Origin of the sequence: Nocardioides segetis (genome assembly GCF_051390595.1) — a bacterium.
In the GTDB taxonomy this organism is placed as follows: Bacteria; Actinomycetota; Actinomycetes; order Propionibacteriales; family Nocardioidaceae; genus Nocardioides.
The window spans coordinates 468115-480544 of record NZ_JBNINR010000001.1 but is presented as its reverse complement, the minus strand read 5'-3'; the positions used below and the strand labels follow the sequence as shown (position 1 = coordinate 480544).

Genomic DNA, 12430 nt, shown 5'->3' with positions numbered 1-12430 from the left:
TCACTTCACTTCGGACTGGTCGAGGCCGACCTCGATGGAGCCGTCGGTGATGCCGGCGACGGCCTTCTCGACCTCGGCCTTCACCTCGGCCGGGATGCTGTCGCCCACGTCGACGCTGGCGCCCTGGCCGAAGCCGATGACGTAGTGGCCCTGGGTGGTGCCCCCGTCGATGTCGGCGAGGATCTCGGTCAGCGGGCCCACGAAGTCGTAGAGGACCGTGGCGGCGTAGTGCTCGGGTCCGTTCTGGGACTTGTCGGTGTACTTCACGGTCACCCATGCCGAGCCGGGGTCGGTGTCGTTGACGGCCTTGAACGCGCCCACCACGCCGAGGTTCAGCGAGGTGACGACGACGTCGGCGCCGCCGGAGATGAGCTGGCTGGTGAGCTGCTGCGCCTTGACCGTGTCGTTGAAGTCACCGCTCCACACGGAGGTCAGCTCGACGTCCTTGCCGCTGTCCGCGATCGCCTGCTCGACGGCGTGCACCTCGGAGTAGGAGAAGGGCAGGCTCAGGCCGCCGAGGTAGCCGACCTTGCCACTCTTGGTGAGGTTCGTCGCGAGCACGCCGAGCGGGTAGAAGACGGTGTGGAAGTTGCGGTCGATCACCCAGACGTTGTCGGGCTGCCCCTCGGGCTCGCCGTCGAACTCGCCGATGAAGCGGACCTCGGGGTTCTGCTCGGCGATCTTCGCCGTGGCCTCGTAGAACTGCGAGCCGTGCGTCCAGATCACGTTGAACCCGTCCGCGACGTACTCCTGCAGCACGCGCTCGATGTCGGGCACCGCGACGCTCTCGGAGTACGACACCTCCGCGCCGTCCTTCTCGGCGGCCTTGAGCGCCTCGAGCCCGAGGGCGTTGTAGTCGGCGTCGGTCGTCGGCCCGGAGAAGATCGCCGCGATCCGCACCTTCCCGTCGCCGCTGCCGCCACCGTCGCCGCCGCCACAGCCGGTCGCGACCAGCAGGACCGCCATCAGGCCCGCCAGAAGTCGAATGAGTGCGCGCATGTTGCCCAACCCTTCAAGGAGTCCGAACGCCCGACCGTCCTGGGGCCCGCCCCGAGGCGGATGTGTCGGGCGTCACTTTCGGGAGATCCTTGTGTGGTCTGGTATGGGTCGGCACCGGCGAGCGTTGCCCAACGCTCGGGCGGCACTTGGTGAGATCCTGACCGAGCGCGGGTCGCCCTGCCGCGGCTAGGTTGGGCCGCTCCGGCGCCTCGCCAGAGTCGAGGCGCCGATCAGGCGGGCCACCAGGCGGGGCGCCGGAAGCGAGCCTCGGTGTACGGCGCCGGGTGCACGATCCGTTGCCGGTTGTCCTGGATCTGGAAGACCAGGTGCGCCATGCCGATCGAGGGGTCCGGGGTCGCCAGCGGGTAGGCCAGGGCGGACTGGCCGGCGTTGGCGAAGCTGTAGGCGCCGTTGACGCCGCGGTGGACGCCTTGGCGCAGCGACTCGATGACCGACGCGAAGTCGCGGGGCGAGTCCGCCCGGGCCCAGGCGGAGGCGAGGATCCGCACCCGGTCGTAGGCGATGCCGGCGTGGGAGCGGCCGGGGCTGACGGCCCAGGCGTCGCGGTAGCGCCGGGTGAAGCGGCGGGCGACGTCGTCGGAGTAGGTGCCCGTCGTCGTCGCCCAGAGCAGGCCCTCGGCAGCCGGCCCCAGGTCGATCCGGAACCGCGGGATCGACGGCGCGTAGAGCGCGTAGAGGACCGTGGGCGCCGGGTCGGCCTGGAAGGCGCGCACGAACTGCGCCGCCTCGTCCTCGAAGTAGGTGCCGATCAGCACCGCCGCGGGCGCGTGCCGGGCGACTCGGCGGCCGTGCTCGCGCCAGGCCTCGTCGCCGACGACGTCGTCGGCGAGGTAGTCGATGGACCACCCGTCGCGCTCGGCGCGCACGATGGCGGCCTCCAGGCCCAGGTCGCCGAGCTTCCACCGCCCGCGGACGACGGCGAGCGAGCGCGAGCTGGGCGCGAGCTGGCCGGACTCGCGCAGGAAGCTCATCGCGTTGACGAAGCCGGGGCCGTAGTTGGTGTCGCTCGGGCAGATCTGGAAGACGTTGCCGTAGCGACCCGGGTTGTCCTCGACCATGCGCACCATCGAGTCCAGCGTCGCGGCGTGGAGGTACGGCGCCTGGTGCTCCGCGGCGATCTCGTGGGCCACGAGCTGGTCGTCGAGATAGCCCGAGACCATGGCGTCGACGTCGAGACCGGCCAGCTCGTCGAACGCCCGCGCGACCGAGGCCGAGCTGCGGATGTCGAGGTCGACGTTGACCAGCTTCACCGGCCGGCCGCTGATCCCGCCGCGGGCGTTGATCTCGTCGATCGCGAGCTGGCTGGCCCGCACCATCTCGAGGCCGTCCTCGGCGATCTGGCCGGTCGTCGGGAAGGCACTGCCGAGCAGGATCGGGCGTCGTACCGAGCGTCGACCGCTGCGCGGGGGCGGAGGCGGGCGGCGGCCGAGCAGCGGCGGCTCCGGATCGGGGTCGGGCATGCTGAGCCTGCCGATGAGGAGCCGCTCGAAGCCCTCCGGGCCGCCCGGGACGGGCAGCACCAGCAGGCTCTCCTCCACGGCGACGGCGGCCGCGCCGGCGCGGGTGGCGACCTCCAGCTTGGCGAGCACGCGCTCCACATGGGTGGACACGGTGCGGACGCTGGTCCACAGCCGGGTTGCGATCTGGGCGTTGCTCAGGCCGCCGACCAGGAGGGTGAGCACGTCGAGCTCGCGCTGCGTGATGGCGTGCGGGAGCTCGGCGGCGTCGACCCACGACAGCGAGGTCCGGGACTCGTGGCCCGGCGAGCGGACCGTCGCGAAGACGACCCGGTTGTCGTCGTCACGCCAGTAGAACGACAGCTCGTGGTGTCCGGCGAGCCGACCGGCCCGCCGCGCGATGGCGAGCAGGCCCTCGAGGCGCCCGGCGGCCTCGGCCCCGACCCCGCGGACCGTGGAGAGCTCCCCCTCCGGGGTCAGGACGATCTCGTGCGCGGTCGCGACGGTGGTCTCGTCCGTGGGCACGGCTCCCTCCTTTCCCCCGCCGAGCAGAGCCCGAGCCCGTCCCTCGAGGATATCGGTCGGGGCCGGGTCCCGCCCGGGTCGCGGATCGTCGCGGATCGCTCTCAGCCGCGTCGGTTGCGCGACCAGGAGTCGAGTGCGACCGCGAGCAGCACGATCGTGCCCTTGGCGATCAGTTGCCAGTTCTGCGACAGATTGAGGCTGTAGAACAGGTTGGTGAGCGTCGCGAAGATGAGCAGTCCGACCGCGCTGCGCCACACCGCGCCCTCGCCACCGCGCAGCGACGTACCGCCGACGATCACGATGGCGATCGCGTCGAGGGCGATATTGGCCCCGACGTCGGCCTGCCCGACGCCGAGCCGCGAGGCGTCGATGGTGCCCGCGAACGCGGCGAGCACGCCGGTCAGGACGTAGACGCTGGCGGTCAGGTCCTTGACCCGCAGGCCCGAGAGCCAGCCCGCCTCATGGTTGCCGCCGACGGCGTAGATGTTGCGGCCGTAGCGGGTCATCGCGAGCGCCACGCCCCCGAGCGCGAAGGTGACGACGAGGATCAGGATCGGCGTCGGGATGCCCGCGACGCTGGAGCGGGCGAGGATCTTGAAGTTCGGGTCGGACACGATGAACGGCGCGGAGTTCGAGTAGAGATAGGCGACGCCGGAGATCACCGACGCGCTGCCGAGCGTCGCGACGAACGGGTTGATGCCGACCCGCGCGACGAGCACGCCGTTGACCACGCCGCAGACCAGTCCCGCGAGGATCGCCGCGACGATGCCGGCGACGGGCGATCCCGTCGACAGCGCGACGCCCGCCGACACCGTGGCGCCCAGCGCGTAGGTCGCGCCGACGGACAGGTCGAAGCCGCCGGAGATGATCACGAAGGTCATGCCCAGCGCGACGATGCCGACCGCGGTGTTCTGCAGGAGCAGGTCGCGCACGTTGGCCGCGGCGAGGAAGCCCGGATACAGGATGCTCGCCAGGACCACCAGGCCCACGAGCACCGCGATCATCGCGAAGCGCGACGCGAGCGGGGCGAGCGAGGCCCGGGTGATCGGCGGCGCGGCGGCCGCCGCTCCGGCGGGCGAGAGTTCAGTGGACGGGTTCATGGGTCTCTCCTGTGCTGAATCCGTGACGCACGACGGCGTCGACGTTGAATTCGGGGTCGTCGCTGGGGATCTCGCGGACCACGGAGCCATGGGCGAAGACGAGCAGCCGGTTCGCGATCGCGAGCACCTCCTCCAGCTCCGACGACGTGACGACGACGGCTGCGCCCTCGGCCGCGAGGCGGACCAGGGACGTGAGGACCTCGGCCTTGGCACCGATGTCGATGCCGCGGGTCGGCTCGTCGATGAGGAAGACGTCGGGACGGTGCCCGGCCCACTTGGCCAGCAGGACCTTCTGCTGGTTGCCGCCCGAGAGGTTGCGCACGGGCTCGCCGAGCCGGGACCGCTTGAAGGCGAAGAAGTCGGCCGTGTCGCCCGCCTCGACCCGCTCGGCGCCGCGGTCCAGGAAGAGCCCGCGGCGACCGCGGCCGAGCCAGTAGTTGCTGGTGCCGTCCATGCCGAGCACCAGCGCCTGCTTGCGCGACTCGGGAACCATCACGACGCCGCGACCGACGGCCTGGCGCACCGAGCGCGGCCAGGGCACCGGCGCGCCGGCCAGGCGCAGGTCGCCGGACGAGGCCGGCTCCGCACCGGCGAGCGAGCGCAGGAAGGTCGTGCGGCCCGAGCCGACGAGCCCCCACAGGCCGACGATCTCGCCGGCCCGCACGGTGAGGTCGATGTCGTGGAGGACGCCCGGCAGTCGTACGCCGTGCGCGGCCAGCACCTCCTCGCCGAGCGGGTGCGTGCCACGGTCGGCCAGCCGGTCGACCGTGCGGCCCACCATGTGCTCGATCAGCGTCGGCTTGCTCCACTCGCCGCGCGGCGCGCTGCGCACCACCTGACCGTCGCGCAGGACCGTGATGGTGTCGCTGAGGTCGAGCACCTCGTCGAGGTTGTGGCTGACGAAGACGACCGTCGTGCCGCGGGCGGTCAGCCGCCGCAGCACCCGGTAGAGCGTGTCCCGCTCGTGCTCGGCCAGCGCCGCGGTCGGCTCGTCGAGCACCAGGACCCGACCGTCGCTCTCGATGCCGCGGATGATCTCGAGCATCTGCTGCTGCGACACCGACAGGTCCCGCGCCAGCGCCGTCGGCGGTACGTCGACCTCCAGCTCCGCGCACAGCTCGAGGTAGCGCCGCCGCATGGCCCGGCCGTCCAGGAGGCCGCGCCGGGTGCGGGCCTGACCGAGGAAGACGTTCGCCTCCGCGGTCAGCCCCGGCACCATCGTCAGCTCCTGGTAGACCGCCACGAGGCCGCGCTCCCGACTCTCGCGCGGGTCGCCGCCGTGCATCCGGTGCCCGAACACCTCGACGGTGCCCCCGTCGGCGGCCAACCGGCCGCTCACCATGCCGAGCAGCGTGGACTTGCCGGCGCCGTTCTCGCCGACCAGGGCGTGCACCTCCCCGGCCCGGACCGTGAGGTCCGCGCCGGCGACGGCGACGGCCCCGCCGAAGACCTTGCGTGCCCCGCGGCAGGCGATGGCGGGCGTGGTCGTCTCGCTCATGGATCCTCCTGGGCCGCTCAGTACTCGGCCGTGAACTTCGCGACGTTCTCCTTGGTCGCGAAGGGCGTGCCGGGGAGGGTGTCGGACTCGGCGAGGTTGATGAAGACGGGGACGTCCTCGCCCTCGACGTAGCGGGCGACCGCCTCGATCGCCTCGCGGGTCTCGACGCGCGGGAGCATCATCACGGAGCTGGTCAGGGCACCGGACGCGACGTTCTGCAGGGCCCACTCGTCGCCCCCGAAGTCGTAGATCTCGATGTCCTTGCCGCCGACCGCCTCGACGACGCCGCGGGTCATGCCCGAGAAGTTCGACATGATGATGTCGACGTCGGGGTTGGCCTGGACGATCGTCTGGGCGGCGTCGAACGCCTTCGGCGTCGTGTAGTCGGTGGTCTGCTGCGCCACGACCTCGAACCCGTCGACCTTCGCGAAGGCCTTCGCCGCCTCGAAGAAGCACAGCGTGTTGGCGTTGAGGTCGGGACCGGACACCAGGGCGACCTTCGCGCCGTCCGGGTGGGAGTCGATGACGTCCTGCACCCAGTCCTCGTAGACGTCCAGGGTCTGGCCGCCGACGTAGGTGATGGTGCCCGGCTGGTGGGTCTCCTCCCCCAGCTTCGTCGCCCGGCCGCAGATGGGCAGGTTGAACACGGAGACCAGGACGTCCTTCTCGGGCGCCTGCTGGGTGAGGATGTCGCAGACCAGGTTGCCGTCGTTGGGCTCGACGACGAACGCGTTGTACTTGCCGCTCGTGAGCGCCTGCTGCATCTGGTCGAACTGCACCTGGGCGTCGAAGGCGCCGTCGAAGACGTCGAGGTCGGCACCGAGCTCGGCGGCGGTCTTCTTCGCCTCGTCGATCGCGGCCTGCAGGTAGGAGTTGCTGGTGCCCGCCGAGAAGTAGGCGATCTTGAGGTCGGCCGGGTCACTCACCGGGGCGTCGATGATCTCGCTCGACGCGGAGGCCGTGTCGCTGACACCCGAGGAGCAGCCGGTCATCACGAGGCTGGCGGCGACGCCCGCGACGGCGATGGAGAGGAGGGGACGGTGCTTCATGGTTGGTTCCTTCGAACGTGAGGGTCGAGAGACGGACGCGGCGCTGCGACCGGAAGTGCCCGAGAGGTGGCCTGGATCAGTCCTCGGTCCAGGTGTCGTAGATGTCGCTCAGCGACGCGAACCACACGCCCTCGTGGGACGCCATGTGGTCGAGCAGCCGCTCGAGGCCCAGCAGGTGGTGGGCGCGGGCTGCCGTCTGGGGGTGCAGCGTGATCGCCAGGACCGGGTTGGTCTCCCGCTCGTAGGCGAAGTCGAAGTGGTCCTGGAAGCGGCGGAACATGACCTCGCTCGAGCCGAGGCCCGGGTTCACCCCCGGGATGTACTCGCCGACCGGGAAGTCGTCGAGGTACCACGACACGGGGAACTCCAGCAGCGGGCTCGGCGGCCCGAAGACGGAGCCCTCCTCCCAGCGCACGTCCACCGGGCGCGGGTGGTAGGGCTGGAAGTCGTGGCCCATGAGCGAGGAGTCCCACTCGAAGCCGGTCTTCTCCAGCAGGTCGAGGGTGTGCTCGGTGAAGTCCCAGGCCGGCGAGCGGTAGCCGCGCGGGCGCTTGCCCACGTGCTTGAGATGCCCCTCGATGGTCTGCTCCATCAGCCGGATCTCGGTGTCCTGGTCCAGGCTCGGGACGGACTCGTGGTAGCACCCGTGGGCCGCGATCTCCTGGCCCGCCTCGACGATCTTCGCGAACGCCTCGGGGAAGGTCTCCATGGTGTGCACCGGCGTGCACCAGGTGCCCTGGATGCCGTAGCGGTCGAACAGGTCGAGCAGCCGCGGCACGCCGACGGTCGCGCAGTACTCACCGCGGGAGAGGTAGCTGGGACTGGTCTTGCCGAAGGTGCCCATCCACACGGCGTGGGCGTCGAAGTCGGCGCCGATGTTGACGGCGATCTTCGTGCCCTCGGGAAGGTTGAGAGGCATGGGTCGGTGCTCCTTGGTGTCGGTCGGGCCCGGTGCGGGCGGTCAGAGGGTGATGTGGGCGTACTTCTCGTAGAGGTCGCGGCGACGCCCGCGGTCCAGGTACGTCGTGGCCGCGCCGGCGCGCCGGTTCTCGGCCAGCAGGTCGAGGTCGAGCTCGAAGGAGACGGCGTCCTGCTCGTTCGTGCGCGCCTGTGCCAGCACGCCGTCCGCGGGGAAGACCAGGTCGCACGGCGAGAGCACCGCGGCCCGCGCCCAGCCGGGCGCCAGCGGCGCCTCCAGGTGGGAGACCGTGGGGCAGTGCACGACGTACACCTGGTTCTCGATCGCGCGGGCGGCCGCGCAGTGACGCACCCTCCAGAAGCCCGCCTCGGTGAAGGTGTACGACGGCACGAGCAACACCTCCGCGCCCAGCGCGGTCAGCGTGGTGCAGACCTCGGGGATCTCCGCCTCGTAGCAGATCGCGATCCCGACGGTGACTCCGTCGATCTCGTACACGGCCAGCTCGTCGCCCTCACCCGTGCCCCAGTCGGCCTCGGCCGGGAAGATGTGGGTCTTGGCGTGCTGGTGGACCTCGCCGTCGGGCCCGAACAGGAAGGCGACGTTGCGGTGCCCGGCGGGTGTCGCCACGAGGTGGGTGCCGGCCAGGATCCACTGGTCGCGGCGAGCGGCCTCGGCGGTGAACAGCGCGACGTACGCGTCGGTGTGGTCGGTGATCCGGGTCAGCTGCGCGATATCGTGGGTGCGCCAGTCGGGATCGACGGTGAACAGCGACTCCGTGACCAGCTCGGGCAGCACGACGACCCGGGCATCGGGCGTCCGGTCGAGGAGGGCGCGGACCTGCGCGGCCCACGCGTCGAAGGAGTCGACCTCGCGGAGCTCGAACTGCGCGGCGGCCACGGTCAGGGTGCGGCTCATGGGAACGTCCTCTCGTTGCGGGTGCGTGGTCACTGGGCGAGCAGGCCGCCGTCGATGACGAGCTCGCTGCCGGTCACGTAGCGGGACTCGTCGCTGGCCAGGTAGACGCAGCCCCAGGCGATGTCGCGCGGCTCCGCGCCGTAGCCGAGCGGCGTCAGCGCGATCACCTCCGCGTTCTTCTCCGCGGGCTGCGCGTCGGTCAGCGGCGTGGTGACCCATCCCGGGATCACCGTGTTCACGCGAACGCCCCGGCTCGCGTAGGTCACCGCGCCGTTGCGGGTCAGGCCGCGCACGCCGCCCTTCGCCGCCTGGTAGGCGGCGACGCCCTCGGAGCCGACGACGCCCCACGCCGAGGAGAGGTTGATGATCGAGCCCGCGCCCTGGGCGAGCATCGGGCCCAGCGCGGCACGCATGCCGAGGAAGACCCCGGTCTGGTCGACGCCGACCACCCGCGCCCAGTCGGCGGGCGTCACGGCGTCGATGGCTGCGTAGTCGATGACGCCGGCGTTGTTGACCAGCACGTCGAGCCGGCCGTGCCGGGCGACGACGTCGGCGACCACTCGGGTCCAGGCGGCCTCGTCGGTCACGTCGAGCTCGGCGTACTCCAGTCCGGGACCGTCCACCTCCTGCTCGGGCTTCTCCAGGTCCGCGACGACGACGGTCGCGCCCTCCTCGGCGAACAGCCGGGCGGTCGCCAGGCCGATCCCGACGGCTCCGCCGGTCACCACGGCCACCTTGTCCTTGAGCCGGTCCATGTCGCTTCCTCTCCGATCGGTGTCTGTGTCGTGGCCGCGGGTCAGCGAGCCAGGTAGCCGCCGTCGACCGGCAGGTCGACCCCGGTGATGAACCGCGCGCGGTCCGACACGAGGAAGCACACGGCGTCGGCCACGTCCTCCGGCTCACCGCCGGCGCCCATGGGCGTCGCGTCGAGGAAGGCGTCGTTGAGGTCGTCGGTCTGCCCGAGCGTCAGCGGGGTGCGGATCCAGCCCGGAAGCACGGCGTTGGCGCGGATGCCCTCCCGGGCATAGGTCACGGCCGCGTTCTTCGTCATCGTCAGCACGGCGTGCTTGGAGGAGTGGTACGCCGCGACGCCCGGCACCGAGGTCGCTCCGCAGATGGAGGAGATGTTGACGATCGCGCCGGCGCGCTGGCGGCGCATGGGGCCGAGCGCGGTCTGCATCCCCAGCAGCACACCGGTCTGGTTGATCGCGACGATCCGCTCCCACTCGGCCAGGGACAGCTCGTGCAGCTGGTCGTAGCCCGAGACGCCCGCGTTGTTGACGAGGATGTCCAGCCGCCCGTGCTCCGCGACGGCCTCCTCGACCACCTCCGCCCAGCGCGCGGCCGAGGTGACGTCGTGCGAGCGGGTCACGATGTGGTCCCCGAGATCCGACTGGTCGCGCACGTCGGTCGCCACGACCCGGGCTCCGGCCTCGGCCAGCCGCGTCGCGACGGCGTACCCGATGCCTTGGGCGGCGCCCGTCACGAGCGCCACGCGTCCCGTCAGGTTGTCCATGCGTCCTGCTTCCTCGTCGTGCGGTCCGGGTCACACGCCCGGCGGTGACGAGGACCGTAGGAAGGCGGGAGGTGCGGGCGCGTCCGTCGTTTGACGTATCTGCCGGCCCGTGAGCGGGGACGAAACAAGAGATTCACGAACGGCGCGGTCCGCCGTCACGGACCGCGCGCGGGACGCGCCGGTCGGATACGTCGATCGACCGACGACCCCGGCGGGCGGACCGGCCTACGCTGGTCGATCCGCCCACGACGAAGGGAGCCCGCATGAGGTACGCGCACCAGGCCCGGGGCCGGTCCTACGCGTTCTCCTCGCTGGTGGAGGTGCTCGGCAAGGCCTCTCCCCCGCGGTCCGGCGACGTGCTCGCGGGCTGCGCCGCCGCGTCCGCGGCGGAGCGGGCTGCGGCACAGTGGGTGCTGGCCGACGTGCCGCTGACGACCTTCCTCGAGGAGCCGGTCGTGCCCTACGAGACGGACGAGGTGACGCGGCTGATCGTCGACGGCCACGACGAGCTCGCCTTCGCGCCGCTGCGTCATCTGACGGTCGGCGGCCTCCGGGAGTGGCTGCTCGCCACCGCCGCCGGGCCGGAGGCGGCATCGGCGCTCGCCGCCGTCGCGCCCGGGCTGACGCCGGAGATGGTCGCTGCGGTGAGCAAGCTGATGCGCAACCAGGAGCTGATCGCCGTCGGTGCGGCGACGGAGGTGGTGACGGGCTTCCGCTCGACGGTGGGGCTCGCGGGACGACTCGCGACCCGGCTGCAGCCCAACCACCCGACCGACGATCCCGCCGGCGTCGCCGCGGCGGTGCTCGACGGACTCCTGCTGGGTTGCGGCGACGCGGTGATCGGCATCAACCCCGCCTCCGACAGTCCCGCGACCGTGGCTCGTCTGCTCCGGCTGCTCGACGAGGTGCGCCGGCGCTACGACATCCCGACCCAGTCCTGCGTGCTGACGCACGTCACGACCACGATCGACCTGATCGCGGCGGGCGAGCCGGTGGACCTGGTCTTCCAGTCGATCGCGGGCACCGAGGCCGCCAACACCGGCTTCGGGGTCGACCTGGCCGTGCTCGCCGAGGGACGCGACGCCGCCCTCTCCCTCGACCGCGGCGAGGTCGGCCGGCAGGTCATGTACTTCGAGACCGGCCAGGGCTCCGCGCTGTCGGCCGGCGCGCACCACGGCACCGGCGGGCTGCCCGTCGACCAGCAGACCCTCGAGGCCAGGGCGTACGCCGTCGCGCGGGCCTTCGACCCGTTCCTGGTCAACACCGTGGTCGGCTTCATCGGCCCGGAGTACCTCTACGACGGCAAGCAGATCGTCCGCGCCGGTCTGGAGGACCATCTCTGCGGCAAGCTGCTCGGCGTCCCCATGGGGGTCGACGTCTGCTACACCAACCACGCCGAGGCCGACTCCGACGACACCGACACCCTGCTGACCCTGCTGACCGCCGCCGGGTGCTCGTTCGTGATCACCGTCCCGGGTGCCGACGATGTGATGCTCGGCTACCAGTCGACGAGCTACCACGACGCCCTCTACGCGCGCCGGATCTCGGGGAAGCGGCCGGCACCGGAGTTCGAGGCCTGGCTCGACCGGGTCGGCCTGCTCGCCGAGGACGGCGGCATCCGCCCCGTCGACCCTGCGCGCAGCGTGCTGCGGGAGCTGGCAGGAGCACGCCGGTGAGCGACTTCTGGGAGGCGCTGCGCGCCCGCACCCCGGCGCGGATCGGCCAGCAGCGGTTCGGCGAGGCACCCGGCACCCGGGAGCGGCTCGCGTTCGCCAGCGCCCACGCCGCCGCCCGCGATGCCGTGCACACGCCGCTCGACGTGCCCGCGCTCGTGGCCGACCTCGCCTCGATCCCCGAGCTCGCGGCCCCGGTCGTCGTCGCGTCCGCGGCGCCCGACCGGGCGACGTACCTCACCCGGCCGGACCTGGGACGCCGCCTCCGCGACCCGCTGCCGCCTGCCGAGCCGGGCGCCGACCTGGCCGTCGTCCTCGCCGACGGCCTGTGCGCGACGGCGGTGCAGCGGCACGCCACCGGGGTCCTCCGGGCGCTGCTGCCGCTGCTGCCGGGCACTCGATGGGCTCCTCCGGTGATCGCGACCCAGGCCCGGGTGGCGCTGGGCGACCACGTCGGCGCCACCTGGCGGACGCGGCTGACACTGGTGCTCGTCGGCGAGCGTCCCGGGCTGACCACGGCGGACAGCCTCGGCGCGTACCTCACCTGGGCGCCGCGGCCCGGCACGCCGGACGCGGCCCGCAACTGCGTCTCGAACATCCATCCCCCGCACGGCCTCGACCACGCGTCCGCCGCCCGCACCATCGCCTCGCTCGTGCGGGGAGCCCGCCGGCTGCAGGCGACCGGCATCGTGCTCAAGGAGGGCGGATCCGTCGCGCCCGCGGGCGCGACCGGCCCCCTGCGCCTGGAGGCGTGACGC

11 protein-coding genes are annotated in these 12430 nt (G+C 72.0%); 2 read left to right on the top strand and 9 right to left on the bottom strand.

Annotated elements, in window-relative coordinates:
• The 9 genes from ACPZVR_RS02085 to ACPZVR_RS02045 form a co-directional block, all read right to left on the bottom strand.
• Positions 1–999 (bottom strand): BMP family protein, encoded by a 999-nt coding sequence (locus ACPZVR_RS02085; RefSeq protein ID WP_436697908.1) that lies wholly within the window; start codon positions 997–999, stop codon positions 1–3.
• Between the two features lie 230 nt (positions 1000–1229).
• Positions 1230–3002 carry an ABC transporter substrate-binding protein gene (locus ACPZVR_RS02080; protein ID WP_436697907.1) on the bottom strand — a complete coding sequence of 591 codons (1773 nt, stop codon included), beginning with the start codon at positions 3000–3002 and terminating at the stop codon, positions 1230–1232.
• A 101-nt stretch (positions 3003–3103) separates the two neighbouring features.
• On the bottom strand, positions 3104–4102 hold the full coding sequence (locus tag ACPZVR_RS02075) for an ABC transporter permease (RefSeq protein ID WP_436697906.1): 999 nt from the start codon (positions 4100–4102) through the stop codon (positions 3104–3106).
• A complete protein-coding gene (locus ACPZVR_RS02070) occupies positions 4086–5600 on the bottom strand; it encodes a sugar ABC transporter ATP-binding protein (protein WP_436697905.1) in 1515 nt (504 codons plus the stop codon). The genes ACPZVR_RS02075 and ACPZVR_RS02070 overlap by 17 nt, the downstream gene beginning before the upstream one ends.
• 17 nt (positions 5601–5617) lie before the next feature.
• The gene (locus ACPZVR_RS02065) at positions 5618–6649 is read right to left on the bottom strand and encodes a sugar ABC transporter substrate-binding protein (RefSeq protein ID WP_436697904.1); all 1032 of its coding nucleotides are present in this window, start codon (positions 6647–6649) and stop codon (positions 5618–5620) included.
• A 76-nt stretch (positions 6650–6725) separates the two neighbouring features.
• Positions 6726–7568, bottom strand: a complete 843-nt coding sequence (locus ACPZVR_RS02060) for a polysaccharide deacetylase family protein (protein WP_436697903.1) — start codon at positions 7566–7568, stop codon at positions 6726–6728.
• A gap of 42 nt (positions 7569–7610) precedes the next feature.
• Positions 7611–8483, bottom strand: a complete 873-nt coding sequence (locus ACPZVR_RS02055) for a nitrilase-related carbon-nitrogen hydrolase (protein WP_436697902.1) — start codon at positions 8481–8483, stop codon at positions 7611–7613.
• A gap of 29 nt (positions 8484–8512) precedes the next feature.
• On the bottom strand, positions 8513–9238 hold the full coding sequence (locus tag ACPZVR_RS02050) for an SDR family NAD(P)-dependent oxidoreductase (protein ID WP_436697901.1): 726 nt from the start codon (positions 9236–9238) through the stop codon (positions 8513–8515).
• 41 nt (positions 9239–9279) lie between these two features.
• Positions 9280–9999 carry an SDR family NAD(P)-dependent oxidoreductase gene (locus ACPZVR_RS02045; RefSeq protein ID WP_436697900.1) on the bottom strand — a complete coding sequence of 240 codons (720 nt, stop codon included), beginning with the start codon at positions 9997–9999 and terminating at the stop codon, positions 9280–9282.
• 263 nt (positions 10000–10262) lie between these two features.
• Between ACPZVR_RS02045 and ACPZVR_RS02040 the strand changes: the two genes are divergently transcribed.
• Positions 10263–11675, top strand: a complete 1413-nt coding sequence (locus tag ACPZVR_RS02040; protein WP_436697899.1) for an ethanolamine ammonia-lyase subunit EutB — start codon at positions 10263–10265, stop codon at positions 11673–11675.
• Positions 11672–12427, top strand: a complete 756-nt coding sequence (eutC, locus tag ACPZVR_RS02035) for an ethanolamine ammonia-lyase subunit EutC (RefSeq protein WP_436697898.1) — start codon at positions 11672–11674, stop codon at positions 12425–12427. Before ACPZVR_RS02040 ends, eutC begins: the two co-directional genes overlap by 4 nt.
• Positions 12428–12430 lie beyond the last annotated feature (3 nt).

Bases quoted from the DNA above. Each gene is read 5' to 3' on its own strand.
- ACPZVR_RS02085 (WP_436697908.1), bottom strand. From the start codon at position 999: ATGCGCGCACTCATTCGACTTCTGGCGGGCCTGATGGCGGTCCTGCTG.
- ACPZVR_RS02070 (WP_436697905.1), bottom strand. From the start codon at position 5,600: ATGAGCGAGACGACCACGCCCGCCATCGCCTGCCGCGGGGCACGCAAG.
- ACPZVR_RS02045 (WP_436697900.1), bottom strand. From the start codon at position 9,999: ATGGACAACCTGACGGGACGCGTGGCGCTCGTGACGGGCGCCGCCCAA.
- ACPZVR_RS02075 (WP_436697906.1), bottom strand. From the start codon at position 4,102: ATGAACCCGTCCACTGAACTCTCGCCCGCCGGAGCGGCGGCCGCCGCG.
- ACPZVR_RS02060 (WP_436697903.1), bottom strand. From the start codon at position 7,568: ATGCCTCTCAACCTTCCCGAGGGCACGAAGATCGCCGTCAACATCGGC.
- ACPZVR_RS02050 (WP_436697901.1), bottom strand. From the start codon at position 9,238: ATGGACCGGCTCAAGGACAAGGTGGCCGTGGTGACCGGCGGAGCCGTC.
- ACPZVR_RS02040 (WP_436697899.1), top strand. From the start codon at position 10,263: ATGAGGTACGCGCACCAGGCCCGGGGCCGGTCCTACGCGTTCTCCTCG.
- ACPZVR_RS02065 (WP_436697904.1), bottom strand. From the start codon at position 6,649: ATGAAGCACCGTCCCCTCCTCTCCATCGCCGTCGCGGGCGTCGCCGCC.
- ACPZVR_RS02055 (WP_436697902.1), bottom strand. From the start codon at position 8,483: ATGAGCCGCACCCTGACCGTGGCCGCCGCGCAGTTCGAGCTCCGCGAG.